Origin of the sequence: Streptomyces hokutonensis, from assembly GCF_042751305.1 — a bacterium.
Lineage (GTDB): Bacteria > Actinomycetota > Actinomycetes > Streptomycetales > Streptomycetaceae > Streptomyces > Streptomyces hokutonensis_A.
The window spans coordinates 88,534-113,324 of sequence record NZ_JBHYWD010000029.1; the positions used below are offsets into that span (position 1 = coordinate 88,534).

Annotated in this window: 23 protein-coding genes, 1 tRNA gene and 1 other RNA gene; 6 read left to right on the forward strand and 19 right to left on the reverse strand. The window is 69.0% G+C overall.

Annotated features, from left to right (window positions below; translation table 11 throughout):
• Nucleotides 1-6 precede the first annotated feature (6 nt).
• Nucleotides 7-2,313 (reverse strand): DNA polymerase III subunit gamma and tau, encoded by a 2,307-nt coding sequence (locus ACFXC1_RS44925; RefSeq protein WP_381254551.1) that lies wholly within the window; start codon nt 2,311-2,313, stop codon nt 7-9.
• A 76-nt stretch (nt 2,314-2,389) separates the two neighbouring features.
• An RNA gene (gene ffs / locus ACFXC1_RS44930) (signal recognition particle sRNA small type) lies at nt 2,390-2,484 on the reverse strand.
• 72 nt (nt 2,485-2,556) lie between these two features.
• Between ffs and ACFXC1_RS44935 the strand changes: the two genes are divergently transcribed.
• Nucleotides 2,557-2,644, forward strand: a tRNA-Ser gene (locus ACFXC1_RS44935).
• Nucleotides 2,645-2,707: 63 nt separating this feature from the next.
• Here ACFXC1_RS44935 and ACFXC1_RS44940 read toward each other — a convergent pair.
• The 9 genes from ACFXC1_RS44940 to ACFXC1_RS44980 all read right to left on the reverse strand — a co-directional run bounded on the left by ACFXC1_RS44940 (nt 2,708) and on the right by ACFXC1_RS44980 (nt 11,860).
• Nucleotides 2,708-3,994: a tyrosine-type recombinase/integrase gene (locus ACFXC1_RS44940; RefSeq protein ID WP_381254553.1), complete on the reverse strand. Its 1,287-nt coding sequence runs from the start codon at nt 3,992-3,994 to the stop codon at nt 2,708-2,710.
• 84 nt (nt 3,995-4,078) lie between these two features.
• Nucleotides 4,079-4,294 (reverse strand): excisionase family DNA-binding protein, encoded by a 216-nt coding sequence (locus tag ACFXC1_RS44945; RefSeq protein ID WP_381254554.1) that lies wholly within the window; start codon nt 4,292-4,294, stop codon nt 4,079-4,081.
• A 482-nt stretch (nt 4,295-4,776) separates the two neighbouring features.
• Nucleotides 4,777-6,252 carry an ATP-binding protein gene (locus ACFXC1_RS44950; RefSeq protein ID WP_381254557.1) on the reverse strand — a complete coding sequence of 492 codons (1,476 nt, stop codon included), beginning with the start codon at nt 6,250-6,252 and terminating at the stop codon, nt 4,777-4,779.
• 1 nt (nt 6,253) lies between these two features.
• Nucleotides 6,254-7,102, reverse strand: a complete 849-nt coding sequence (locus tag ACFXC1_RS44955) for a bifunctional DNA primase/polymerase (protein ID WP_381254560.1) — start codon at nt 7,100-7,102, stop codon at nt 6,254-6,256.
• The gene (locus tag ACFXC1_RS44960) at nt 7,099-7,788 is read right to left on the reverse strand and encodes a methyltransferase domain-containing protein (RefSeq protein WP_381254563.1); all 690 of its coding nucleotides are present in this window, start codon (nt 7,786-7,788) and stop codon (nt 7,099-7,101) included. The genes ACFXC1_RS44955 and ACFXC1_RS44960 overlap by 4 nt, the downstream gene beginning before the upstream one ends.
• A gap of 584 nt (nt 7,789-8,372) precedes the next feature.
• Nucleotides 8,373-8,837, reverse strand: a complete 465-nt coding sequence (locus ACFXC1_RS44965) for a hypothetical protein (RefSeq protein WP_381254566.1) — start codon at nt 8,835-8,837, stop codon at nt 8,373-8,375.
• Nucleotides 8,838-9,040: 203 nt separating this feature from the next.
• Nucleotides 9,041-11,179: an FtsK/SpoIIIE domain-containing protein gene (locus tag ACFXC1_RS44970; RefSeq protein WP_381254569.1), complete on the reverse strand. Its 2,139-nt coding sequence runs from the start codon at nt 11,177-11,179 to the stop codon at nt 9,041-9,043.
• Nucleotides 11,180-11,237: 58 nt separating this feature from the next.
• Nucleotides 11,238-11,474, reverse strand: a complete 237-nt coding sequence (locus ACFXC1_RS44975; protein ID WP_381254572.1) for a hypothetical protein — start codon at nt 11,472-11,474, stop codon at nt 11,238-11,240.
• A gap of 68 nt (nt 11,475-11,542) precedes the next feature.
• Nucleotides 11,543-11,860, reverse strand: a complete 318-nt coding sequence (locus ACFXC1_RS44980) for a hypothetical protein (protein ID WP_381254574.1) — start codon at nt 11,858-11,860, stop codon at nt 11,543-11,545.
• Nucleotides 11,861-12,115: 255 nt separating this feature from the next.
• Here ACFXC1_RS44980 and ACFXC1_RS44985 point away from each other — a divergent pair, with 255 nt between their 5' ends.
• Nucleotides 12,116-12,892 (forward strand): hypothetical protein, encoded by a 777-nt coding sequence (locus ACFXC1_RS44985; protein ID WP_381254576.1) that lies wholly within the window; start codon nt 12,116-12,118, stop codon nt 12,890-12,892.
• Nucleotides 12,893-13,119: 227 nt separating this feature from the next.
• On the opposite strand, the gene ACFXC1_RS44990 is transcribed toward ACFXC1_RS44985, so the two are convergent.
• From ACFXC1_RS44990 to ACFXC1_RS45025, 8 genes are all read right to left on the reverse strand, one after another.
• A complete protein-coding gene (locus tag ACFXC1_RS44990; protein ID WP_381254579.1) occupies nt 13,120-14,190 on the reverse strand; it encodes a hypothetical protein in 1,071 nt (356 codons plus the stop codon).
• Between the two features lie 1,181 nt (nt 14,191-15,371).
• Nucleotides 15,372-15,695: a helix-turn-helix domain-containing protein gene (locus ACFXC1_RS44995; RefSeq protein ID WP_381254581.1), complete on the reverse strand. Its 324-nt coding sequence runs from the start codon at nt 15,693-15,695 to the stop codon at nt 15,372-15,374.
• Nucleotides 15,692-16,819, reverse strand: coding sequence for a tyrosine-type recombinase/integrase (locus tag ACFXC1_RS45000; protein ID WP_381254584.1), 1,128 nt, complete (start codon nt 16,817-16,819; stop codon nt 15,692-15,694). The genes ACFXC1_RS44995 and ACFXC1_RS45000 overlap by 4 nt, the downstream gene beginning before the upstream one ends.
• A gap of 133 nt (nt 16,820-16,952) precedes the next feature.
• Nucleotides 16,953-17,303: an RRQRL motif-containing zinc-binding protein gene (locus tag ACFXC1_RS45005; RefSeq protein ID WP_381254587.1), complete on the reverse strand. Its 351-nt coding sequence runs from the start codon at nt 17,301-17,303 to the stop codon at nt 16,953-16,955.
• A gap of 188 nt (nt 17,304-17,491) precedes the next feature.
• Complete coding sequence (locus tag ACFXC1_RS45010) at nt 17,492-18,433, reverse strand: DUF2637 domain-containing protein (RefSeq protein WP_463294422.1); 942 nt, start codon at nt 18,431-18,433, stop codon at nt 17,492-17,494.
• Entirely contained in the window at nt 18,430-19,029 is a 600-nt protein-coding gene (locus ACFXC1_RS45015; protein ID WP_381254590.1) for a hypothetical protein, read from the reverse strand. Before ACFXC1_RS45015 ends, ACFXC1_RS45010 begins: the two co-directional genes overlap by 4 nt.
• Nucleotides 19,026-19,295 carry a DUF6284 family protein gene (locus tag ACFXC1_RS45020; protein ID WP_381254592.1) on the reverse strand — a complete coding sequence of 90 codons (270 nt, stop codon included), beginning with the start codon at nt 19,293-19,295 and terminating at the stop codon, nt 19,026-19,028. The genes ACFXC1_RS45015 and ACFXC1_RS45020 overlap by 4 nt, the downstream gene beginning before the upstream one ends.
• Before the next feature lie 117 nt (nt 19,296-19,412).
• Nucleotides 19,413-19,586 (reverse strand): hypothetical protein, encoded by a 174-nt coding sequence (locus tag ACFXC1_RS45025; RefSeq protein WP_381254595.1) that lies wholly within the window; start codon nt 19,584-19,586, stop codon nt 19,413-19,415.
• A 596-nt stretch (nt 19,587-20,182) separates the two neighbouring features.
• Here ACFXC1_RS45025 and ACFXC1_RS45030 point away from each other — a divergent pair.
• The 4 genes from ACFXC1_RS45030 (at nt 20,183) to ACFXC1_RS45045 (ending at nt 24,229) form a co-directional block, all read left to right on the forward strand.
• On the forward strand, nt 20,183-20,941 hold the full coding sequence (locus tag ACFXC1_RS45030; protein ID WP_381254598.1) for a GntR family transcriptional regulator: 759 nt from the start codon (nt 20,183-20,185) through the stop codon (nt 20,939-20,941).
• The gene (locus ACFXC1_RS45035; RefSeq protein ID WP_381254600.1) at nt 20,938-21,615 is read left to right on the forward strand and encodes an AAA family ATPase; all 678 of its coding nucleotides are present in this window, start codon (nt 20,938-20,940) and stop codon (nt 21,613-21,615) included. Before ACFXC1_RS45030 ends, ACFXC1_RS45035 begins: the two co-directional genes overlap by 4 nt.
• 320 nt (nt 21,616-21,935) lie before the next feature.
• Nucleotides 21,936-22,412, forward strand: coding sequence for a hypothetical protein (locus ACFXC1_RS45040; protein WP_381254602.1), 477 nt, complete (start codon nt 21,936-21,938; stop codon nt 22,410-22,412).
• Nucleotides 22,413-22,447: 35 nt separating this feature from the next.
• The gene (locus ACFXC1_RS45045; RefSeq protein WP_381254605.1) at nt 22,448-24,229 is read left to right on the forward strand and encodes a tetratricopeptide repeat protein; all 1,782 of its coding nucleotides are present in this window, start codon (nt 22,448-22,450) and stop codon (nt 24,227-24,229) included.
• The last annotated feature ends 562 nt before the right edge of the window (nt 24,230-24,791 follow it).

Genomic DNA, 24,791 nt, shown 5'->3' on the forward strand with positions numbered 1-24,791 from the left:
CGGTGCCTACTCGTTCGTGAACTCCTCCATCACCGTCGCTCCGAGCTCCCGCACGATCAGTTCGTGGCCGGAGAGAGCCGACTCGTCCAGGTCGGGGTCGTCGTCCTCCGGGGTGTCGTCCTCGGCGGAGACGGTGTGGTGGACGGGGGCCGGGGAGGGCGCGACGGGAGGCTGGGGCTGGGCGGGTGCCTGTGCCGAGGGCGAGTTCGTGGTGTTCGTGGGTGCGGGCGGGGAGGCGGAGGCGGGCTGCGGGGATGCCGGGCGGGAGGCGGGCGCGGCGGGGCCGGGGTTGCCGTAGCCGCCGGACGGGGCACCACCGAAGCCGCCGCCTCCGCCGTACGAGCCGCCGCCCGGCTGCGGGGGTGGGGTGCCGCCGCCCGACGGGTCGACGACCGCCTCGATCTTCCACTGGACGTTGAACTGCTCGGCCAGCGCCTGCTTCAGTACGTCCTCGCTGCCGCTGCTGTTGAAGTTGTCCCGCGCCCCGGCGTTGACGAAGCCGATCTGGAGGGTCGTGCCGTCGAAGCCGGTGACCTGCGCGTTCTGGCTGAGCAGGATCCAGGTGAAACGGCGGCGGTTCTTCACCACTTCCAGGATGTTCGGCCAGAGCATGCGGGGGTCGAGGCTGCCGGCCGGGGGTTGGGCGGGGGCCGCGGCGGGCGCCTGGGGTGCGGTGGCCGGTACGGGGGCGGGAGCGGGGGGTGCGGGTGCGCTGTGGGCGGACGGGGATTGTCCACCGCCGGCCGGGGTTGCCGTGGGCCAGCCTCCCGGGCGGCGACCGCTGCCTGCGGCGGTGGCGGTGGGCCAGGCGCCGGGGGCGGGAGCGGAGGCAGCGGGTTGTGCCTGGGGTTGCGGCTGCGGGGGTGCCTGGGGCGGCGGGGCGGGCTGGGAGTAGGCGGCGGCGGGGGCGGGGGTCTGCTGCTCGGATGGCGTCGCGGGGGCGGGGGCCGGGGCGGCTCCGGGTGCGCCTGGGCCTCGTACGGCAGCCCGGGCGGCAGCGGCACCGCCGCCCGGCGGGACGGCTGGGGCACCGCCGCCTCCTCCGTAGGCCTGGGCCTGCGTCGGGGCCTGGGCCTGCGGCTGGGGACGGCCGCCATGGGCGTCGGGTCCGGGGACGTACCCCATGGCGGGCGCTCCCCCGCCGCCCGAGAAGTTGACGCCGCGTTCGAGCCGGTCGAGGCGGGCCATGACGGACTGCTCGTCGCCGTACGTGGCGGGGAGCAGCACGCGGGCGCAGATGAGCTCCAACTGGAGGCGGGGTGAGGTGGCGCCGCGCATCTCGGTCAGGCCGGTGTTGACGAGGTCGGCGGCGCGGCTGAGTTCGGCCGCGCCGAAGGTGCCGGCCTGGGCCTGCATACGTTCCAGGACGTCGGCCGGGGCGTCGATGAGGCCCTTCTCCAGGGCGTCGGGCACGGCGGCGAGGATCACCAGGTCGCGGAGGCGCTCCAGCAGGTCGGCGACGAAACGGCGGGGGTCGTTGCCCCCCTCCATGACGTGGTCGACGACCTCGAAGGCGGCGGCACCGTCACCGGTGGCGAAGGCCTCGACCACGGAGTCGAGCAGCGAAGCGTCCGTGTAGCCGAGGAGGGAGGTCGCCATGGCGTAGGTCACACCGTCGGTGCTCGCGCCCGCGAGCAGCTGGTCCATGACGGACATGGAGTCACGCACGGAACCGGCGCCCGCGCGCACGACGAGCGGCAGCACGCCCTCCTCGACGGGGATGTTCTCCCGCCCGCACACCTCGCCGAGGTAGTCACGAAGCGTGCCAGGCGGCACGAGCCGGAAGGGGTAGTGGTGCGTCCGCGACCGAATCGTCCCGATGACCTTCTCGGGCTCGGTGGTCGCGAAGATGAACTTGAGGTGCTCCGGGGGCTCCTCGACGACCTTGAGCAGGGCGTTGAAGCCGGCCGACGTGACCATGTGGGCCTCGTCGATGATGTAGATCTTGTACCGGCTGCTCGCGGGCCCGAAGAAGGCCTTCTCGCGCAGCTCACGGGCGTCGTCCACACCACCGTGCGAAGCGGCGTCGATCTCGATCACGTCGATCGACCCGGGCCCGTTGCGCGCGAGGTCACGGCAGGACAGGCACTCGCCGCAGGGTGTGGGCGTGGGGCCCTTCTCGCAGTTCAGGCACCGGGCCAGAATCCGCGCACTGGTCGTCTTGCCACAGCCACGCGGCCCGCTGAACAGGTACGCGTGATTGACCCGGTTGTTCCGCAGCGCCTGCTGCAACGGGTCGGTTACATGCTCCTGCCCGATGACCTCGGCGAACGACTCCGGGCGATAACGGCGGTACAGCGCGAGAGACGACACGCGTACGAGGTTATAGGCGCGCACTGACAACGGGGGCCGGTGACGAGCCTCGGCCACGGCTACAGATACCGGAGACGCAAGCGCCCCCCACGCACCCGCCAGAGCCAACCTACCCTTGCTGCCTTCCGGCCCTGGGGGAGTTCAGTCAGATAGCGCCGCGTGAGGGGCTCCGCACAGGCTACAGGATCTGAGCGGGGGGAACGAGTTCGCGAGCACTCCTCAACGTCTTGTATTGTTTGCCGCGGAGGATTCGCCTAGTGGCCTAGGGCGCACGCTTGGAAAGCGTGTTGGGGGCAACCCCTCACGAGTTCGAATCTCGTATCCTCCGCCATTGCTCTCACCGGGCAATACGTCGAAGGGCCCCACCGCGAGGTGGGGCCCTTCGACGTTGTCCTCAGGCCCCGTTGTCCTGGTTTTTGTCCACAGCGGGTGTTTCCGGGGGTCCCCAGATGGCTTCGGCAATCTTCCGGGCGACGTCCTTCAGCATCGCGTCGGGCACGTGCAGGTACCGCGCCCTCATGCTGTCGGAAGTTCCCGGTTCCCATCCCATGATCTGGTCGATGACCCGGGCTGGGACACCGAGCAGCATGAGGACGGTGGCGGCCGTGTGCCGGGCGTCGTGCAGCCGGCCGTCCCGGACCCCAGCGTCTTCGAGTAGCCGCTTCCAGTCGTGATAGTCCGTGTTGGGGCTGAGAGGGCCACCCAACAGCTTGGTGAACACGTAGTCCGACTCGGTCCACAGGTCGCCGGCCGCCTTGCGCTCGCGCGCTTGCGTCTCGCGGTGTGCACGGAGCATCGAGACCAGCGGGCCGGGCAGGGGCACTGCACGGCGGCCGGCCCGGGACTTGGTGTTCTTGGTCTCGCGCCGGACCTGCACTTTGCCGGGGCAGTACCCCGCCTTTCGGCCGCACGGCGAGGCTTGTGGGCACCCGTGCTCGTACCGGGGGCGCAGACGGTTCCGGCGCAGCTTCAGGTACTCGTTGTCCAGGTCGACGTCAGCCCAGCGCAGTCCGAGCGTCTCGCCCTGCCGTAGTCCGAGCGCCAGCGCCAGCATCCAACGGGCACTGTTCCGGCGCCTGTTGGCTTCGAGTAGCAGGCACTGCACTTCGTCTACGGAGTAGGGCTCTACCTCTGATTCGTCTTCTTCCATCCGTGGCGGCTTCGCCAACGCGGCGGCATTCTTCGCCGTGTAGCCGCGCCGTACCGCCTCCCCCAGCGCGGTGCGGGCGGTGCGGTGGGCCTGGTGAGCCGTACCCGCCTTGCGCGCCCCGTTCGCCTGCATACGGCGGTACAGGCTCTCCAGGTGTTCGGGCTGCAAGCGGTCAAGGCGGTGCTTGCCGATGCCAGGCACGAGGTGAACGCGAACGGCCACCTCGTAGCCGTCGTAGGTGTTCTCGCTGACGGTTGGCTTGGCGATGTTCTCAACCCAGTGCTGAAGCCACTTCTCAACCGTCCATGGCTTGCCCGGTTGGCTCGCTGAGCCCGCGTCGCGCTGCTTCTCTAGCTTTTTGACTTCCGCGACCAGGTCCTCGCGCGTCTTGCGGGTCAGGTGTCGGCGGTAGGGCTCCCCGTTGTCCTTGTAGCCCATCGGCACACGGGCGTGCCACCGACCGTCCGCCCCGAAGTAGATGGCCGTTTCGCCGTTGGCACGGCGGGTGCCCTTCTTCTCTTTCTCTGCCACCGGCAGACCCCTGTTCGTCATGTCGAAATGGAGACCGGGGCGGCGGACCCTTCGTGTCCAGAAGGGCCGCCGCCCCGGGTGGCGTCACGCAGCTCGTTTGGCTGCGCGCCGGCGGGCGAGGTATTCAGCGGGTGCGTCCGCGGGGACGCGACGGAGGCGACCGATGTCGATGGACTCCAGTTCGCCGGTACGGATGAGTGCGAAGCACGTGGTGCGACCGATACGGAGGCGACGAGCCGCCTCTTCGACGGTGAGCAGCACGAGGGTGGTGTCGAATGCGTCGACGGGGGTTACGTCCATTCAGAGATCTCCCTAGCGACAAGGGGCGGGCTTGGAGGCCTTGCGGAGGGTGGCGTGCCTGTCCTAGGTGTGGATTTCTGCGTCATTGCGTCGCCAGCGTCATTCAGGTTCCTGACCTGCGGCTTTAGGTGACGCGGGTGGCGAGGCCTGTGTCATGGGTGCGTCACGGGCTACGTCATCGGTGACGTGGTCCATGACGCAGATGACGCGGGATGACGCAGGTGCGGCCGTCTGCGTCATGCCTGTAGTCGCAGCTCAGGGGCCGCTTTCTGGCTCGCGTGACGCAGATGACGCAGGGTCTTCCCTCTTAAGACAAAGAGAGGGGGTGTCTGTCGTAGTGCGGTGGCGCTCAGAGCGTGAAGAAGGAGCCGCTGCGCGGCGCGTCCTTGGGGCGGGGCTGCGCCCCGAACAGCAAGAGGAGCACGCCGCGGCTCGGGAGGTGGTGCTCTTCTTGCTTGTCCGCGTGAGCGTGTGGATCGCGGTCAGAGCATCCGCTGTTGCTCGTGCGGGGGTGTCGGGGCGGGGCGGGTCATTTCGAGGTAGCGACCCTGGCTGGTGCGGCCAGAGTCGATGAGGACACCTCGTGCGGCGAGGGTGGGCTGTAGGCGCTTGAGACGGTCGGAGAGCACCTTGCCGGTGGTCGGCCACCCCTTGGGCACGGCACGGAGTTCGTCGCCGCTGTAGAGGCGGCTGAGGCAGGACAGCCACTCCGTGGACGTCATGCGCTGCGCCGTGCCCGGCTCGATGGTGTCGGCGTGCCTCAGGACGGTCTGTGCCAAGAGGTCGCCTTCGATGACGTCGTCGTTGAGGTCGTCCAGCCGGGCCCGGTACGCGGGCAGTGCTCCGAGCCCGGTGGCCGCGTCGAACTGCGCGCACAGGTGGGCGAAGTCGGCCATGCGCAGGTCGGTGGGGGTCTCCGCCTGCGCCGCGCGGACCCTGACCGTGAGGTCGAGCAGGGACCCGAGGACGACGGGCAGCACTTCCGCGTATTCCGCCCACAGTTCCGCCTCGGTCCGCCGCACGCGGGGCCGCTCCAACCGGAGCGGAAGCAGGCGTTCGGCGAGGTCGGGCCGGATGACGCCGACGTCGATACCGGTCAGGAGTAGTGGCCGGCGGTAGCCGACGCGGAAGACGTCCCCGTCCGTGAACAGGGCGCGCTTGACGTTCTCGGCTCCGGTGACGATGCAGCACATCGCGTCGGACAGGTCCGGCGACATGTGCGAGAGGTTGTCCAGCGCGGTGATCCATCCCGCCGAGACTGCCGCGATCAGGTTCTCTTCGTCTTTGGGGGCCCGGCGCAGGTCCCCGCTCATGCCCTCGATGATCCGCACGAGCATGCGTCCGCCGGTGGACTTCCCGGCGCCCTGGGGGCCGGTGAGGAAGGGGGCGGGGACGGGGACGGACGGTCCGAGGCAGCCGATCAGCCACGCGATGGCCAGGCACTCGGTCTCCGCGCCGGCGAAGTTGCACAGCCCCATCAGCAGGTCGATGCCTTTGCCGTTGGTGTCCCGGGCGGGCAGGGGGAGTTCCCCGGTGAGCTGGGTGCGCCGCCAGCACACTTCCTGCGGGTCGGGGACGGTGATCTCCCAGCCGGTGGGGTGGATGCGCACGGACTGCCCGTCGTCGCGTCCCAGGTCCAGCCAGGTCGCCCCGTCAAATCCGGGGGCGACGCGGATGTGCACGGCGTGCGTGTCCTCATACAGGGCGAGGGCTTCGATCAGGTCCAACGCCTCTTTCAGCGCGGTCCCGTTGAACACGCCGACCCCGTCGCGGTACATGCCGACGATGAGTTCCTGGCGGTGGCTGCCGGTGGTGCCCTGGGAGCGCATCGGGCGGGCCACGGGGTGGCCGTTGCGCTGCGCGTACACGGTCCCGTCAGCGGTGCGGAAGTAGCGGAAGTGGGATTGCGCGTAGTCCGCGATGATCTCGCGGGCGGGGTTCTTCTCGTCCTCGGACATGTCACAGTCCCAACGTGGTGAGGGCGTTGGTCCACGCGTCGGTGCAGTGCCGGGGCGTTTCGCCCTTGGCCTGCGCGGCGGTGAACAGCCGGGCGACGTGCGTGTCCGTGAGGCAGCCGCACCGCCCGTGCGTGGACAGCACCGCGAGGAACGTCCGGTACACGGTCGCGTGCACCGCCTCACGGGCGCCGGTGATCCGCTGCTCCGCCATGGCGATCCCACGGTCCAGGAACACGGGCGTGCGGTGGCGGCACACCCCGTTCTGGCCCCCCAAGGGCGCTGAGACTGCCTTTGGCGCCCTGCGGGCCACGGGAGGGCCCGCTAGTGCCAGAGCACGCACAGCGCCCGGGAGAGAGGCCATGGCGCCGCTGCCCCATCCGAGCCAACGGGCGTACGCCATAAGGGACTTGATGTCGATGCCGGGCCGTACGGCGTTGGCGGAGGGCATGGTGCCTTCGTAGATCCAGTGCTCGCCTCGGGTGGTGAGCACGGTCCGGGTCGCGGGCAGCGTCTCGCGGGCCCACGCGATGGCCGCCGCGTTGTCGAGGTCGACCACGGTCAGTCCGGCGCCGCCGGGGTGGTAGGCGACCGCCGCCGCCTGGCGCCACGCGGTGGCCCACTGGGGGGAGTTGAGGACGTGCGGGTCGGTGGTGGCGGCGGCCCACGCGTGGCACGGGTGCGGGCAGGTGCAGGGGCCGGGGGTCTTCATGTTCGGCCGGCCGCCGCACGCGTTCTTCGCGCAGGTGCGGCAGTTGCCGAACGGGACCTTCCCTGCCCGCAGCGGCAGCGGCGGAATTCCGCGCGCGGCGAGCGTCAGCGCGGTGTCGAGCAGTGGGGCGTTGCCGGTCATGCGGCCACCGCCCCGGCTTGCAGGCTGTAGCGGGCGTGGGTGCCGGTCCAGCGGGTGTAGGCGGGCGGGATGCACTCGCGGATGCCGTCGCGGTTCATCCACGGGACACCCATCACGCGGCGGGCGTGGTCGACGCCGGAGAAGTTGCCGACGAACTGCCCGTAGTGGCCGGGCGGGATCGGGCGGCCCATCTTGGCCTGAGGAACGGTGTGTTCGGGATGCCAGGGCTGGGGGAGGGTGAAGCCTCCGCCGGCTTCCAGGAACCGGTGCCGGTAGGTGGCCAGGTGGAACATGGGCCCGCACAGCAGCACGGGATCGCGGAGCTTGGGCACGGCGCCGCCGACGTTCTCGATCACCCACGGGCGCCCGGTCGTTTCCAGGGCAGCGCGGGTGGGTGCGATCAGGTCGGGGTGGGTGTTGCCCCGCAGGCGCTGGCAGTCGCTGTCCAACTGGCACGGAGGCGAGGCGTGGATGAAGTCGAACTCTGCGCCGTGTTCGAGGACGAACGCGATCGCGTCCGCCTGCACGAACCGGAACGGGTAGCGGGGCTGGGGGTCCTTGTCGACGCCGGTCACGTCGAAGCCGGCGTCGTCGTAGCCCTTGGCGGCGCCGCCCTGGCAGCAGTACAGGTCCAGCAGGCGCGGCCGGTGACCGCGTACTCGCCGGATGTCGGTGGGTTGGGTCATGCTGGGTGACCTCCAACAGGTCTGTTGAGGGCAGGTTGGACAGGGGGCGGCCCGGTCTTTGGCGAGAGGGGCCGCCCCTGCGTGGTCGGCTCGTTTGACGAACGCGGGCTTGCGGGGGCGGGGCGGATGGAATGGACTGCGCTGGTCAGCACGGTTGCGGGCGGCGGTATCGCCACGCTTTCTGCGGGAGCGCTGGAGTTCTGGCGTTGGAAGCGGCACAGAGTCGAGCAGAGAGCTGAGAACAGGCGGGTTCTCTACGGCTCGTATCTGGCAGTTTTGTCCAGTGCGCGGCACCAATGCGGTGTGCTGGCACGGGCAAGGGACATGTCGGCGACGGAGCGTGCAAAGGCTGTCTGGGATGCCTACGAGAGCTGCCTCAGCCGTCGCTATGAAGTTGAGATCATGGCGCCGTCGGTGGTTGTGGCTGCTGCGGAGAGCGCCCATCACGCTTTTCGCGATCTGTGTGTTGCGGTCGCAGGGGGCGTAACGAACGACAGCGAGGAGTACGCGCACCTGCGTCAGGCCTACAAAGAGGTCCATTCGTCTCTTCGGAGCGCCATGAGGTCTGACCTCGGCACTGAGCCCTAGTGGTGGAAGTGGTTGCGCTTGAAGATCGCTTTGCGGATGTTGACCGTGGTCCCGCTCTGGTGGCTGCGTGTGCTGAAGACCTGCACGGCGATCCACCCGCCGAAGATCACGGCGGCGAGGGTGATGAGCTGGGTGATGAGCGCGGTCAGTGCGGCGATGAACGAGGTGAGCAGGATCAGTCCGCCGCACACGGCGAGGAACCCGACACCTCCGAGGGCGATGTTCACGGCCGCGCGGGAGACGGGCGGCTTGGCGGCGAGGGGTTCGGGCTGGGCGGGGTTGATGGCGTAGCCGGTGACGACGCGTCCGTCCGGCAGGACGATGCTCGCCACGGACGGGATGCTGCCCGGCTGGACGGGAGCGAGGGGTGTCGGCGCCGTGGCGGCGGGGGCGATGGGGGCCGGGTAGTGGACTTCCAGGGCCCGTTCGGCGGGCGCGTGGCGGGCGGGTTCGGGGTACATGCGGAATCCCTTCCGGGCTTGGGTCAGGGAGGCAGGGACACCCCTGTGCGGGGGCGTTGCGGAGGGGGTTTCAGGGGGCTGACCTGGGGTGCCTCCCTACCTCCCTGAACGATCATTCGTGCAGGTCAGGGTCAGGGAGGCGGGTCAGGGAGGGGTTCAGGGAGTTCTCCCTGCCTCCCTGAGTCGCGAGGCGTTGCCTCCCTCTACGCGGAAGCGGAAGCGGAACCCTCGTCGTCGCGGTCGGCGAGCGCGCGGGCGACGCGGTCGCGGCCCACGACCATGACCCCGTCGGACTTGTAGGCGATGTCCGGTCCGTCGCCGGACGCGGAGTCCAGGACGCGCTTGAGGTCGGCGAAGGTCCACTTGCCGTAGGCGTCCACATCGAGCGCCGACAGGCGGGTGATGACTTCCTGGGTGCGCACCCGGGCATCGCTGCCGAGCACGCTCAGGATGTCGGCGAGCGGGTCGCGCTCCTCGCCCCGCTCGATGACCCGCAGGGTGGTGACCCCGCTCCGCAGGGCCTTGGCCCGCTCGGCGATGGCCGTTGCGTCGTCGTGGCCGATGAAGTGCGTGCGCACCGTGATGGACGCCTGGCCCTTCGGGATGTCGATACCGCTGGACGCGACGACCAGGGTTCCCTGATCGAGGCCGGGGCGCAGCAGGTTCGGGGCGGCACCCCCGTCGACGGCTTTGTCCCCGAGAGCCATCCGGGCCTGCGATTCCGTGCCCAGCGCGAGGGAGGCGCGGGTGTGGGCGCCCTCGCGTACGAGCTTGGGGAGGTTCTGGTCGGTGGGGTCCTGGGTTCCCTGCCACATCAGCACGTTCACGGCACGGCCCTGGTTGTGGATCGTGCGGACGGCCATGAAGTACCGGGAGGTGGCTTTGGAGCCGCCGTAGGGGCGCTTCTGGTCATCGACGGCCGGGCACATGAACGCCACCTGCGCTTCGTCCACGATGCAGATCAGCGGCGGGAACTCCATGGCCGGGTCGGTCAGACGCGTCTGGATCCGCCGGTTCATCTCGTCCACGACGCCTTCGACCATCTCGGTCGTCTGGATGACGTGGTCGTCGGTCGGACCCTGGATCAGCACCGTGGCCAGGCCGTCCATCATGACCCAGTCACCGCCCTTGAGGTCGGCGAGGCGGAACTCAACGGTCTTGTCCAGCGCCGCCCACAGGGCGAGCGCGCGCAGTGAGGCGGTCTTGCCCTGGTTCGACAACCCCGTGATCAGGAGGTGGCGCTGATACAGCGACAGCGCTGCCGCGTCCCCGCGCAGGTCCTGACCCCACGGGGCCTTGCCCTTCCTGTAGTCGGCGGTCATCGTCTCGTCCGTGACCAGGGGCGACGGGCCGATCGGCTGGTCCAGCGCCCCGGAGTCGGCCACCCACAGCCGGACCGTGCGGGCCGCTTCCGGGATGGTGATGAACACCTCGTGCTCGTGCCTGGTGAGGTTCTCCGCGAGCTTGCGGCGGCGCTGTTGCACCTCGATCGTGGAGACCCCGGAGGGCAGGGTGACGTCGACCTCGACGCCGCACCCGGCGATCCGGATCGGACCGAGCATCGAGGCGCCGGCGTCGCCCATGTCCTTGATGGCGTTGCGCAGCGCGGGTACCCCCAGGTCGCGCAGGGCCTTGACGACGATTGAGGGGGTGATCGGCTCGCCCTCGCCGTTGCGGGCGTTGGCGGGAAGGGCCCACTGCGGGGCGGCCTGCCGCTTGCTCCCGACTGACCAGAGGGCGAGCAGGGCGAACAGCGGACCGAGGATCATGGCGGTGGGCCAGACGAGTTGCACGATCCGGATCAGGGTCGCGATGAACTCGACCGTGGCCTTCAACGGGGTGATGACGTCGCGGATGTCGTGGTTGTTGATCGCCATGACGACCCCGAGCGCGACCAGCGCCCCGACGCTCATGCCGACGCCGACCCCGACACCCTTGGCGGCCTCGACCGGGGAGTGCAGGAGGTCCATGCGTCGGTGGTGGCGGGCGGCACGGAAACGCGTGAGCCGGTCCTCCCACTCCTCTGCCGCTTCCAGGTTCCCGGCGGCTTCGGCGGTGCGGATCATGCGTTCGTAGCGGGCGCCGGTCTTGCCGTCCCAGGTGCGGCGGGCCACGATCCGCCCGCCGTTGAACGTGTAGAGGCTGTGCCGGGCGACCGCACGGGCAGCCGCCTTGGTGTTCTCGTGGGTGACCGCGTGCTTCACCGCGCGTCCGGAGCGCACCCACAGGGGGACCAGGGGCGCGGGCGGGGCGTCGGGGACCACGGTCAGCACCGTGGGAGCGACCTCCGGTTCGGCGTTAGTGGGCGGGGTTTTGACGAGTCGTACGACGTTCTCGGACATGCGGGAACTGCTCCTGACTGCCCTTGCGGGGCGGGAGTTCGGGGAAGAGCGCGGGGGGTCAGCGCTGGTGCCGGGCGCGGTTCTCGGCACGGCTGAGCTGGGACGGCTCGCTGCGGGGGCCGTCGAACCAGCAGAACGGGCGGATCGTGTCGGCGGCCTTGAACACCCGGATCGCCGCACCTGCGGGGGCGTCGGGCAGCGGGTAGACGCGGCCCCTGTCCAGGGAGGCGAGGATGCGGGCGCCGTGGTGCTCGCATCCGTCCGCGCCGGCGCCCGCCGTGTCCAGTACGGTCACGGCGGGCGGTCCGTCACAGGGGGTGGGGTCTTGCGGGTGAGCGGCGGGGCAACGCTGCTGCTCCACGCTCACCACCACCCCGACGCCTTCTTCGCGGCCTTGGCGCGGGCGGCTTCGTTGAGCAGGCGCAGCTTCTCGCCGTTCAGGGCGGTCAGCTCCGCGTTCAGACGGGCCGTGACCGAGGAGTCGATCGACTCCATCCGGCTCTCGGCACCGCTCGTGCTGCGCCCCTTGTGGACGCTGCGGGCGCCACTGGCCAGCGCACGTGTCATCGCCAGGCGTTCGCGGGCGGTCAGTGGCCACCACTCGCCCCGCTGTACCGCTTCCAGCTTGTTCTGCGTCCGCTGGATCTCGCGGTCCAGGCGGCGGATCTCGGCTTTCGACATGCTCAACTCCTTTTCGGAGCAGGGGTGTTGGTGGGGTAGGCGCACAGCACGCAGCAGCCGAGCGAGCGCGGTACTGGCGCAGAGCACTTGTTCCGTTGCTGTCGTATTCCTGTGGGCACGGTCCCGGCGATGGTTCGCCGAACTGCTGTGTATGGGGGAGTGAATTGGGGCCCTGAGACCTTGGGGCTGGGATCTGAGTACGCGTACTCATGCACCTGGCCCTGCCTCACCGGAAGGTGGGGCAGGGGTGCGAAGATGAAGAAGACCAAGGCGGCCCGGTGGCGCCGGGGCTACAGGCGGTGCACGCAAGCGGGCGGACTGCTGGTGGCATTTGCCCTGGTGGGACTGACTGCGGCGTGCTCCCGCGAGCCTGCGGACAAGGAACTGCGTACGCAGGCCACGTCCTCCGAAGCGGAATCTCGCCGGGCAAGGGAAGAGCAGAAGATGCGCGCCCTGATCGCGCGCTTGACCGCTGTCGAAGGCCTGGAGCACTTGCTCACCCGCTCTATCGACTCCTGTCACGGGCCCCAAGACGGCTCGATATTCGAGAACAACCGGTCTCCGTACGCCCTCACGTGCAGCATGCGGGCCGACGCCTACTTCGGCGTCCGGGGAGAGATCACCGACGTGTTGTCCCGGATCCGCGCGGCCGGCATCGCGACCTGGGGACCGCAGGACGGCGAGGGGCGGGATATGCCGTACGCGGCTGGCACCGTGACCTATGCGCTCGACTACCACCGCGCTCGAGGCAAGTTCCAGGACGGCACCCTGATGCCCGCGCCGACACTCGAAGCCCCTGGGCTCCGGCTCGACTGGGACCGGCCGGACCCGCCACTCCCGAATCGGATTGAGGAGCCCGCTCCATGCCCCGAGACCGGGTCCGCCGTGATCTATTGGCGCTGCTCGATCGCTCCAGAGGACCCGATGACCGTGGCAGCCGCACGAGCCCGCTATGACACCGTTCTAACCCTCAGCCTCGGCCGCTGGGACTCCTCCGCATACAACTACTTCACCGTGCCCCGCCGAAAATGATCCGCCGGAGCTGTGACTCGTGCGGCATCTTCCGGATCGACAGGGAGCGAGCGGCTGCCGTTGCCGCCTTCCCGTCAGGGTTCGAGCACCAGCGGTGGACAGCGGTGAGTCGGCCGTATCTCAGTCAGCCTAAGCTTCGGTGGTCACGTCCGAGCATCGCGTCCCATGAGGTGGAGGATGCGGCCGGGGCAGACCGCTGGACAATGGCCCGCTGCTCTCAAAAGCGGTCAGGTCTGTGTGCGGGACGCGATGTAGTCGAGCCAGTCGCGTCTGGCGTATCCGGTCCAGCGGGTGGCGTTGCTGATGCTGGTGCCGGTGAAGTCGGCGAGGACGGACGCCGGCAGGTCGGTGGCCAGTGCGAGACGGGCATTGTTGCGGCCGGCGAGGGGCGCGATGCCGTGTCGGCGGAGCTTCAAGTTGAGGTAGGTGGCTCCAAGGGGGCGGGCGGGCTCCTGCCCGGGGAACAGCCACGGTGTTGTGCTGGCTGTCTGATCGAGCTGCCAGCGTGCCTGGCACCGGGCGCGTAGCGCACGGACCAACCGGGCGACTTCGGGCGGCAGCGGAAGACGGTGGCCTGCGAGATTGAGCGCCACCATCGCGTTGTCGTCGATGACGTCGCGCACGGTGAGTTCGAGCAGTTTGGTGTGCTGCAGCCCGAAGAGGAGCGTCAGGGCGCCAGCCGTACGAACATCGAGAGGCAGAGAATCGTCGCCGAGACACCGGTGCAGCTGCTCGGCCTGCTCCTCGTCCGTCATGAAGACGCTGGGTGCAGCGATGCGTGCCCGGGGAACTACGAGCTCGCCGACAAGGCCCCGACCTCGCGCCCAGGTGACGAAGGCACGCACCTCACGACGTTCTACCGCCCCTTCCTCCAGCCACATCTCGAGTTCTGGCTGTGTGAGTTCACCGAGAGCGCTGCCGTGCTCGTCGAGCCAGTCAAGCAGTTCCAGGGCCCGGCGCAGTCGCGATCGCATCTGGTGCTGTGTGCTGGCGCGTAGCGGGCGGTGCCGGTGGGCCCGGCGGATGCGGTGGAGCAGATACCAATGGGTGAAGGGGGTGACGAGCTGCCGCTGGGGGAGGGGTGCCTGGGCCAAGAGGGCGTCCGCCCAGCGGGGCAGGGCCTCCAATCGTTCGTCCCGCGGCGGCAGCACTGCGGCGACGACGAGGACGTCGCGGATGTAGCGGGTGGTCGGCGTGTTGGGGAGGTCGTCGAGCTGTTGGTGGGTTATCTCCTCATCCGAAGTGGCTAGCTGGGACAGGAGGGCAGGTACTCCGGCGCGGGTCAGCCAGTGCGCCACTCGGCGGGGGTGTCCTGCGGCGGCGAGAGCCGAGTGGAATTTCTGCCGCTGTGCGGGGACCGTTGCGTCTTGTCCACCGAGAGCTTCGGCCAGTTCTTTCGTGGCGAAGCAACGGGTGCACAACTGCTCGTGGAGGATCCTGTCGCTCGTGCCGCAGCGCTGGCACGCGTAGGTGAGATCGACTCCCGCGCAGGGTCCGCAGATGCCGGCCCCTGCTTCGGTGGAACCGATGAGTGGACGTCGCTCTTCGCACTGAGCGCAGGCGCCGGGGCGTGCGCGCACTGCTGCGTAGCAGTGCTTGCAGACCGGGCCCATCGGCCAGTAGGCATGGACAGGACGGTCGTGGAGACAACGCGCGCATGGCCCCGTGGGGCGGGGACAGCAGCTCTGACAAAACGGCTTGCCCGCCACCCTGCGCGCGCAGGGCCGGAGCCGGCCGCAGGAGGCGCAGGCGACCGGCGGAGCGTAATAGCAGCGGGAGCACAGATCGGGCCTGCCGTCACCACCGCGCCGGTCGACCGTGCGTACTTCCCCGCAACTGCCGCAGCGGCGCTCAGGTTGTCGATAGCAGCGTCGGCAGACCGGACCGTCCGCCGCGATCGCTTGGACTGGGGCTTGAACTCCGCACCCGACGCAGGTCCGCTCGGGGCGCGGGTGGCACCCCTGACAGCGGACACTGCCGTCGGGCATGCGGTAGGTCGCGCGGCGTACTCGCCCGCACTGCCCACATGCGGTGGCAACCTGCTTGCCGTAGCAGGTGCCGCAGAGCGGGCCGTTCGGGCCGCTACCGTTGATCCTCATCTGGCGGCCGCAGCCTGAGCAGGTCTTCGGGGGCCGCACCCGGTAGGCGCAGCTCGAACAGCAGTGTCCGGCCGGGAGTCGATGCGTGAGCTCGCGCGAGATCTTTCCGCAGCCGGCGCATGTCGGCAGGGTGACCGGGCCGTGCCCGGCAGCCGCCAGGGCATGCGCGAGCCTCACCAGATTCTGCGGAGTCGTCGGGCCCGGATTCGTCAGGGCATCTTGGTGCTGCTGGAAGTGGCGGGCAAGGCCGACGCAGGAACGTGCTGTGATCTTCCCGCGTTTGAGTGCCTCCGCGGCCTGCTCGCCGGTCATCCCTGTGAGCTGGGAGGTGAGGTACGCGACGACCTGTCGATGTGCCTCGTCGAGGCGGAGGGGAGCGGTCATGGCGCGCCAGGGCGCCGGATCGTCGTGCGACGCGCCTGCGGCCGGGACACAGGCTGCTCGCCAGCAGTCTTGCGCACCTCAGCGTCGGTGACTTCCACCCGGATCAGGTCGTTGGGCTCACACGCGAGGATGTCGCACAGCGCGGCGAGCGTGTCCATGGACAGCCTTTGCGGTGTCTGGGTCACGAGACGAAAGACCTGCTCACGTGACAGATGCACGCCGCGTTCGGCCAGCAGCGGAACCAGTTCCGTCGTCTGGAACATGCCCTTCTCCGCCATCCGGATCCGTAGCTGCCAGTCGATGCCCATCTTCCTGATCACGTTTCCTGCCCCCATAGATCGCCGTGCCGGGCTTGCAGTGAGCGTCGCAGCAGCCGGTTTCGGTACTCGTCCGAGACGTGGCTGTAGATGGCCGTGGTGCTCGCGTAGGCGTGGCCGACCTGGTCCTGGACGAACTTCTCTGGATAACCGAACTCGATCAGATGGGTCACGTAGCTGTGCCGCAGCGAGTGCAGGTCCAACTCCGCCGGCAGGTCGGCGGCCCGACGAGCCGTCTCGAATGCCTCGTTCAACCGTCGCAGGGACATCCGGTCGCGCCGCTCGGTGATCCAGAACGCCGGGTGCTTGCCCGGCACGAAGGCGGGGCGGACCTCGCTGACGTACTGGTCGAGAACGCCGACGATCCAGTCCATCTCCGGGACGGTCAAAACGCTGCGGCGCTTGGGAGGTCCACCCTTGGAGGCCTTGCCGTAACGGACAAAGATCGCTCCGAAACGGCCGTAGTCGGCGACCCTGGGATTCCGGCGCAGGTCGCACAGATCCAGGCCGCACGCTTCCTGGCGCCGCAAGCCGAAAGCGTAGACCGTCTTCAAGACGATGGCGTCGCGAAGAGCCGCGAGCGAGCCCTTGCGTCGTCGTGCGCGGATCTCCCCGACACGCCCGTCGGCGGCGTCGAAAAGGGTCTGGACCTCGTCGTAGGTGAGCGGACGGCGTTCGGCAGCTCCTTCGTACTCGCTGGTGTGGGTGATCGTGTTCCACTCGTGCAGAAGCTGGACCGGAGCCCGCCCGAATTGCTCGTTGCACGTGGACGGCCAGCCGTAGCGGGTGTCAGTGATGTAGTCGAAGAACAGCCGTAGGTCGTTCTGGTAGTTCCGTGCGGTCGACACCGCCAGCGGCCTGCCAGGGCGCCGGATACGAAGGTCGTCGAAGAATGCTTCCACCTCGGCGGGCTCCCATTGCCACGGGTACTCATTGGTAAATCGGGCCAGCCGACGGACCAGCGCGATCCGGGGGTAGATAGTCGACTCCCTCAAGAAGCGCGTGCGCTGCTGCAGTGCCCAGCCTTCCAACATCGCTTCCAGGACGGCGGGTTCGGGGTCCAGGTGCACGACTCCGTCGGCGAGGACCAGGTGCGCGGCTCCTGGCATATCAACGAAAGCACTCACGATGCATCTAACGCATCATCGTTGAGTCGGTAACGGGTGCCTGGTCAGCGCGTCCCAACCAGCCACCGATCCGGCGTTAATGTGGGCAGCACCTGCAGCTCAGCGAGTTGGCCCGGCGCGACGTGTGTTGCATTCAATGCAATACGGCAGCCTGCATGCAGTAGCTGTAGATGACCTGGCAGACAGGGCAGGTCTGGCGGGCGAGCATCGCCAGCGCGAGGGCGCCCCACTTCCGCGAGGTCATCGGCCGTACCGGCTTGGCGAGGTCGATCCGGTACAGGTAGGCGACCCGGACTGTGCCGGTACGGCGGTTGACGCGCATGACCTGCGCCGCTATCGGCTGACCCCCCGGACGCAGACCACGGGCCCGTAACTGCCGGCGGGTGGCGTACTGCTCGTCACCGGGGGCGTACTTCCAGGGGAAGGTGGGGATGCCGTAGCGGGCGCCGGACGGGTCGAAGCACTTGCCGTAGGCAGCCGACATCACAGGTCAGTTCGCTTTCGGCGTGCGGCGGCGGCTGGGGGTGGCCAACGGACCGGTCGGGGAACTACCAGGCCGGGACCCCGCGTGCCCCAACCTGCCCGGCGCCTTGCCAGCGGGGTTGGCCGGGCCGGGGGCCGGGCGGGTGATCTCGTCGCCCGTGCGCGGGGTCTTGTCCCGCCACAGGCCCATCAGATGGACCCCGTTCCCGGGGCGGGGATGGTCGCGGCGCGCTCGGCAAGGATCGTGTCCCGCAGCATCCGGGCGTTGGCCGGAGAAGTGCGGATCTCCCGGCGGATGCCCTCTGCGGTCACCTTCGCGTCCGGCAGGTTGGCGGTCGCGGTACGGGCCTCATCGAGCAACTGCGCTGCGGTGCGCCTGGGTTGGGGCGATCGGGCCGCGTTGGGAATCCGACCGGTCGCGGCACGCGGGCGGGGCGACGTGGCCGCCACCGTGCGCTGGGGAGTCGATCCGGTCGGGGTCGATCGGGTCGGGTTGAGGGGGGTCGATCCGATGGCGGGTAGGGGCTTGAGCGGGAGAGTCGACTTCAGGAAGCCGAGCGGGACCGGATCGGGCGTCCGTACCGGGTTCACCACGGTGGGGGTGATGATCGGCGCCGGGGTCGATTCCGGCAGGTCAGCCGTAGACCGTTTCATTGTGGTCTCGGTAGATTCCTCCGCATTCGCGGCTGGGGTGGGAATCGGGGCGGGCTGGTGGTGCAGCACCTTCGCGACCAGATCGGATCCGAAGTAGATCGACCCGACCGGAAGCGACGTGGCCAGCAGCACCAACGCGTAGTTGGCGGGGTCCCAGTCGGCGAGGCGCCCCCAGTCGACCGTGGCGCCGTGCAGGGCGGGAACGAGCCCGTGGACGTAGTTGAGGACCAGGGAGGCGCCCGTGTAGGTGCCCAGCACACGCAGCGCGAACCTGCGGTCGTCGCCGGCGAGTACGAGGGTGGCGACCAGGGCGAGGGCCATCAGGCCGTCGACCACGAACGGGTAGAGGGTGGCGGCGGTGTGGTCCGCGCCGATCGCGTTGGCGATGTCCCTCAGCGCGTTCCACGAGACACGGAACGCCATCCCGACCACCACGACCAACGCGGTGACGAGCAGGCCCTTTCCGAAGCGGCTCACCGGTCGCCTCCCTCGAAGGAAGGGTTGGCCAGACCGGTCAGGAAGGCGATGTTGTCCCCGGTGAGCATCGTGTGCTCGTCCATGGCGTGCGCGACGGTGCGGATCTCGCGCCACAGGTGGCCGACCTTGCGCCGGGCCACGCCCTGCACGGTCGACCAGGACTTGCCGCCGTGCGGGGTGTGGTCGCGGCCCAGCCGGTAGCCGAACTGCGCGAGGATGTCGATCGCGTACTCACGGTCGTGTTCGGCCGCACACGCGGCGGCGGTGTCCGGGGTCCACAGGCCGCGGATGAGCAGGTACTGCACGTGCGCGATCTCGCCGGCCGCGCACTGCGCGGCGAAGTGCCACGGCGGGGTGCCGTGCGACGCGAAGTTCGTGCTGCCTGTCAGTCCCCAGCCGCCTTCCTCCCGCTCCCAGACGATGACCTCGCTGGTGTTCACGCGCATGCCGTAGGCCAGGGCCAGGACCGCGTGGCCGGCCTCGTGGAAGGCCATGCCCAGCCGGGCCTGTTCGTAGGAGAGCGGCACGGGAAAGCCGGCGCGGGGTCGGCCCTTGTGGTCGGTCAGGAACTCGGGGGCGGGAGCGGTGGTCCTCATGCGCCCACCTCCGGCAGCGTTCCGGCCGGGGTGCGGTTGGCGTGCTCGCGGCGGGCGGTGAGCAGGCGACGCGTGGCCCGGCGGATGCGCTGGGAGTCCAGCTCGGACGGGGTGCGGTCGAGGGTGATGATCTGCGCGTCGAGGAGGTCGACGTCCGCCGTGATGACGGGCATCTCCTGCTCGATCGCGTCCAGTTCCGCGTCGGTGGGCTCACGCCAGTCGGCGAACGCGGTAACAGCCTCTTGAACAGTGACGATGGTGCTCATGGGTCGTGGTCTCCCTAGCAGGTGGAACGGCCCGAACAGCACCCCCGGAGGGCCAACTCCGGGGGTGCGCGCCGTTGAGGTGGAGATCCGTCCCGCGTGTGGGCGGGAGGAGGTAGGTCAGTCGCCGTTGATCTCGCGGATCTTGACGTTCTTGCCGTATCCGTCGCGGATGCGGACGACCGCGAAGTAGCTGCCGCCCACGTCCGTGATCTGGTGCGGCTCGCCCTCGTACTCCACGGTCGTGCCGACCTGGTCGACGTTGGGGTGCTTGGGGTTCGTGATCCGGCGCATGGTCTGCCTTTCAAGTCCGTGTCGGGTGATCGGGTGCGTGCCCCCGCCCGCGTTCGAGGCGTAGGCCCGATGTCGGCCTGGCGGGGGTTGAGGGACACGGCTTTCACCTGCGCGCCGTTGCCACGGAGCGCAGGTCCCGAGCCGGCGAATCGGGCGCGTCATCGTCACTGCTCTGACGCCAGCAGGGCGGCGCATACCAGGTGGCGCACCCAGAGGTCGGTTCCCACCGATCCCCGAGGCGTTTTCCCAGAACTGACACGCAGGGCGGGACAGGTACACCCGCCACGAAGTGGCCGCCAACGGCCATCACCCGGGCCGTCGCGGGGACGGGGACTCGAACCCCGTCGAACTTGAATCCCTATTGAATTCTCAACCAACTGACGCTGTCTTCGTACTCGCCCCTTGCGGGGCTTTCCTCCGCGCTCGTGATGCTCCGAGCCGGTACACCTACCTCGAATGCGGGCATATCCGGGCACGATGACCCTCGGTCGACGTTCCGGCCGACGGACACATCCCTAAGGTTCCCTAGGGTTCCCTGTGGTGTCAAGCGGTAGGGTAGGGAACCGCAGGGAACTAGCGATGAGGGAGCTGACGACATGGCAGGTCAGGCCGACAATCGAGCGCCGTACGCGAAGATTGCCGCCCACTACACGGAGTTGATCGAGTCCGGCCAACTGCCGCCGGGGTCGCTCCTGCCGAGCATCAAGAACCTCGCGGAAGAGTGGAGCGTGAGCACCGCAACGGCTGAGAAGGCGCTGCGCAAGCTGCGGAACGAGGGTCTAGTGAGGGGTATCCACGGCATCGGGACGGAAGTCCTTGACCGGCCCTCTTCGATGTCCTCGGGATCTCAGCGTCAGGATCGAGGTCGCCGTACCGGATCGAGTTGGGGGTCAGGCGAAAGGTCCGACTCGCACCAAGCCGCCGTGGTGCCTGCGCCCCTAGAGGTAGCCCAAGCCCTGGGCATCGCCCCTCAATCCGACGTGATCCGCCGGCGCCGGGTATACCGAGACCGGCACGGCATCGTGGCGCACAGCACGTCTTGGATTCCCGCTCAGTACGGGAGGCTGATCCCGCAACTGGCGAACAGCGAGCGACTGACCGGGGGAACATCTCTCCAGCTCATCGCAGAGGCGACGGGCCTCCCGATCAGTCATCGGATCGACAGCGCCTCAGCGCGGTTGCTGACCGCGGAGGACGCTCAGCTCTTGGAGCTGGACTCTGAAAACCCGCCGACGGAACCCGTGGTCGTCATGACTGCGAAGTTCATCGACAGCGAGGGGAACGTCGTCGAGTACGGTGTCGACCTTGGAGGCCCTGGCCGCACATGGCGGACGGAATCGGAGGTTTCCCAGTGAGGTCCATGGACGACACGCTCATGAGCGTGCTCGAAGACCGCATGGGGAACCTGATCGCCGCTCGCCGTGACGGCCGGCTCACCCCTGAAGCCGAAGCGGAGATGACCGCCATCTCCCAGACTCTGACGAGACCGATGTTCCTGCGCCCACCGTTCTGTGTCCTGATGGCTGGACTCCCTGGCTCTGGCAAGACGACCCTTGCCCGCGTTCTCACTGATCGCGGGTTCGTGCGCCTGTGCCCGGATGAGGAGATGTACCGACGCCATGGTGTGTACGGGGTGGACTTCCCGCGAGGCACTTTCCCCACTCTTGAGCGGCCGGTGCTTGAGGACATTGCGGTTGAACTTCGCGAACACCTCATGGCGGGGCGCGATGTGGTAGTTGACCATGGCTTCTGGACCCCGGACGACCGCACCCGTTGGCGAACCATCGCAACCGACGCCGGCGCAACTCCGGTACTTGTCTACCTCGAAGCAAGCCACGATGAACTCTGGTCAAGGATCAACAAGCGCAACGCGGACCATGAGCACGATCCCAACTCGGTCTACTTCTCAGAGAGCGATCTCCAGCGCTACCGCACCCGATTCGTGCCACCCGAGTCGGACGAACCGCACATCACCTTCGATGGTGACCCTGCGACCCTGATTGCAGTGCTGGAAGAGGCCGACGAGTAAGGTCGTTTCCCCCAGGTGTCCCCCAGCAGTTGCGTTTTCCAGAGAAACGCCAGGTCACAGGCGACCAATGGAGCCCGCTGCAGGTCGGAACGGTTTCGCTCCTGATGCCTCGATGCTCTTGAAAACCGGTCCAGCGCCTCAGATGGTGCGGGTCTGCGTGCGCACACACCTACGGATCCGAAGGCTTCTGGGGCTGGGCGTGGATCGTTGGCGAAGTGTGGCGCGAGACTAGGCGCTGGTCACGCTGCAAGCGGTTGATGGATTCGGCGCCCGCGGTTGTGGCTGTCCCGCTACGCTCGGTATGAGCAACAGGGGGCGGTATGACGGGTGTTGAGATCGCGGTCGGCTACGTGTTCGCGTGGGCGGTACGCAAGGCACGCCGGGTGGCGGGGCGGGCCGATGCCGAAGTGGATCTGGCTCTCGACGGGGCGATGGATCGCGTGCACGGCGTTGTGGCCCGGCGGCTGGGCGCTGACTCGGAGCTGGAGAGGTTGGAGGCGGAGGCAGCGGCCGGCCAGGACGAGCCGAGTGCTCTGACCCGGCAACGTGTCGAGGCCGTTGTCTCCCGGGCTGCGGAGCGGGACGCCGGTTTCGCGCGGGAGCTGGATGGGGCGGTGGCCGCGGTCCAAGAGGCCGCGCGGGCGGCGGGCGGTGTGGTGGCCGGCGCCTACGGGTTGGCGGTGGGCGGTGATCTGTCGGTGAAGGCGGAGGGAGGTTCCTTCGCGGCGGGTGTGGCCAACATCCGGGATGGGGTGCGGCTGGGAAACCCTCAGCAGCCGGGTACGGACCGGTCCTGACCGAACCCGGCAAGCAAGACACCCCACCACGGGGCGTGCAGGCCAGCAACGGTTCACTCGCCGCGCGCGAGTTCCGAGCCCGCGACGTCTACTTCGGTGATTCCCGGTCCGCCTCTGAACCCGCTGCGGTCACGGTGGCGCCGCCGCTGGGCCTGCGCGATCCACGGCGCCCCCTGCGGGGCCGCGATGCGCTGATCGGGCAGGTGGAGTCGGCGCTGTCCGTTCCGGGAAGCCCGCGGATGCAGGTGCTGTGCGGGATGGGCGGTGCCGGGAAGACATCGATCGCCCTGGAGCTGGTTCACCGGCGGCTGGGCCTCGCACAGCAGGTGTGGTGGGTCGACGCACGCCAGGACACCACGCTTGAGGCCGGTCTGCGGGCAGTGGCCCGGCAGGCCGGCGCGCCCGACGAGCAGGTGCGGGCTGGAGACGCGGCGGACGTGCTGTGGTCTTATCTGGCACGGTACGAGCGTCCCTGGCTGCTGGTGGTGGACAACGCGGACGAGCCGGCACTGCTGGACGGTGCCGGAAGGCTGAGCGAGGGAACCGGCTGGATCCGGCTCCCCGCCAATAGTGCCGGCAGCGTCCTGGTCACCACCCGCGACAGCACCTCACACACCTGGGGCAGCGCCTGCACGCTGCATGAGGTGCGCCCCCTGATCGGCGGCGACCTTACGGACGCTGCACAGATTCTGCGCGACCACGCGGGCACCATGGCAGGCCCCCCGGATGATGCCCGACGCCTGGCCCAACGCCTGGGAGGGCTCCCCCTGGCCCTGCGCCTCGCCGGCACCTACCTCGCCGACGCCAACACGGTGCCGGCCGCCTACCGTGAGCTGGGCACGCCCGTGGATTTTGGTTCCTACCAGGCCGCGCTGGACCATGGCCTCAAACTCGTGGACCGGGGCAACGTCATCGCGCAGGCCTGGGACATGTCCGTGAAGCTGCTGGACCAACGCGGCCTGCCCTTGGCCCGCCCCCTGCTGCGACTGATCGCCACATTCGCTGATGCCCCACTGCCATACACCCTGCTTCTGACCCCGGAAACGCTGGCCTCCGCCGGGGAGCTGGCCCATCTCGACGGGCCTGGCGTGTGGAGGCTGCTCACGGCCCTGGCCGGCCTCGGCCTGGTCGACCTCTCACCCGCTACGGGCTCCGATGTGCTGCCCACGCTGCGTGTACATCCGCTGGTCCGCGACGCAAGTCTCGATCAAACCGCACTCGGTGCAGCCGTCACCGCACTGCACAGCGCGGCGTTCGCGGGTGAGACAGGGATACCTGAGGAGCCGGACTACTGGGATCACTGGCGGCTCCTCCAGCCCCATGCCTTAGACCTCTTCCATCGAGCCACGGCCACCGAATTACCCGATAAGACAATCCATAGTGCCGGGCGCACGGCCAATTTCGCTGCCCGATATTTGCTGGTCAGGGGCCTGTACGACCAAGCCCGCAGCGAGTTCGAGGCCGTCCTCGCCCACCGACGCGTCAGCCTCGGCGACACCCACCCAAACACCCTCGCCACCCGGAACAACCTTGCCGGGGTTCTGCGGGATCAGGGTGAGTTGGACCAGGCCCGCAGCGAGTTCGAGGCCGTCCTCGCCCACGAGCGTGTCAGCCTCGGCGACACCCACCCAGACACCCTCCACACCCGGCACAACCTTGCCGGGGTTCTGCGGGATCAGGGTGAGTTGGACCAGGCCCGCAGCGAGTTCGAGGCCGTCCTCGCCCACCGACGCACAAGACTCGGCGACACCCACCCAAACACCCTCACCACACAGCGAGAACTCGGTGACCTTCAACAGCCCCGTGCTGTCGACTGACAGGACCAGTAAGACGACTCAGAGGCTGCTCTCTGGGCCATATGTGGGCCAGCACTCTCCTGAATCTGCCACATCGGGCCATAGACGCAGGTCAGATGGGGCGCCAGTCGTGGTGACGCGACGCTCTTGAAAACCGCCGCCCTCCCAGGGCAGTACAAATTTTCCCACCTCGTCAAGCCCCGCCCGTTGGGCGGGGACGGGGTGTTCCGGTCACCACGGTCCGCCGGCATCGACGGAGCCTCCAGCCGTCGCGCACTTGGGATAACAGGACTCGACAGCAACCGTGAGGTTCCTCAGCTTCCCCATGCTTCACAGCCCCTCAGGGCTCCAGCCTCAACCCCCTCGGGTCGCAGGCCCGTAGCGGCACGGAGCAACGGCGGGGGCTCTTGGCCCTTCGGCCATCCGGTCGCGCTGTCCCTGCTGGCTTTCGACCGTCGCTGCGTTGATCACACACCCCCGGCCCGCACTGCGGGCCGGCGCGCGGCGCGGGGGGGGGGGCGGGGCGCCGTGCGAGGGCCCCCGCCGCCCCCCCCCCGCCCCCCCCCCCCCACGGTTGCCCCGG

Coding starts and splice junctions, on each gene's coding strand:
- ACFXC1_RS44960 (WP_381254563.1), bottom strand. CDS start 7,788: ATGACCCAACCCACCGACATCCGGCGAGTACGCGGTCACCGGCCGCGC.
- ACFXC1_RS45020 (WP_381254592.1), bottom strand. CDS start 19,295: ATGAGCACCATCGTCACTGTTCAAGAGGCTGTTACCGCGTTCGCCGAC.
- ACFXC1_RS44970 (WP_381254569.1), bottom strand. CDS start 11,179: ATGTCCGAGAACGTCGTACGACTCGTCAAAACCCCGCCCACTAACGCC.
- ACFXC1_RS44945 (WP_381254554.1), bottom strand. CDS start 4,294: ATGGACGTAACCCCCGTCGACGCATTCGACACCACCCTCGTGCTGCTC.
- ACFXC1_RS45030 (WP_381254598.1), top strand. CDS start 20,183: ATGGCAGGTCAGGCCGACAATCGAGCGCCGTACGCGAAGATTGCCGCC.
- ACFXC1_RS45005 (WP_381254587.1), bottom strand. CDS start 17,303: ATGTCGGCTGCCTACGGCAAGTGCTTCGACCCGTCCGGCGCCCGCTAC.
- ACFXC1_RS44980 (WP_381254574.1), bottom strand. CDS start 11,860: ATGTCGAAAGCCGAGATCCGCCGCCTGGACCGCGAGATCCAGCGGACG.
- ACFXC1_RS44965 (WP_381254566.1), bottom strand. CDS start 8,837: ATGTACCCCGAACCCGCCCGCCACGCGCCCGCCGAACGGGCCCTGGAA.
- ACFXC1_RS44985 (WP_381254576.1), top strand. CDS start 12,116: ATGAAGAAGACCAAGGCGGCCCGGTGGCGCCGGGGCTACAGGCGGTGC.
- ACFXC1_RS44950 (WP_381254557.1), bottom strand. CDS start 6,252: ATGTCCGAGGACGAGAAGAACCCCGCCCGCGAGATCATCGCGGACTAC.
- ACFXC1_RS45040 (WP_381254602.1), top strand. CDS start 21,936: ATGACGGGTGTTGAGATCGCGGTCGGCTACGTGTTCGCGTGGGCGGTA.
- ACFXC1_RS44955 (WP_381254560.1), bottom strand. CDS start 7,102: ATGACCGGCAACGCCCCACTGCTCGACACCGCGCTGACGCTCGCCGCG.
- ACFXC1_RS45015 (WP_381254590.1), bottom strand. CDS start 19,029: ATGAGGACCACCGCTCCCGCCCCCGAGTTCCTGACCGACCACAAGGGC.
- ACFXC1_RS45025 (WP_381254595.1), bottom strand. CDS start 19,586: ATGCGCCGGATCACGAACCCCAAGCACCCCAACGTCGACCAGGTCGGC.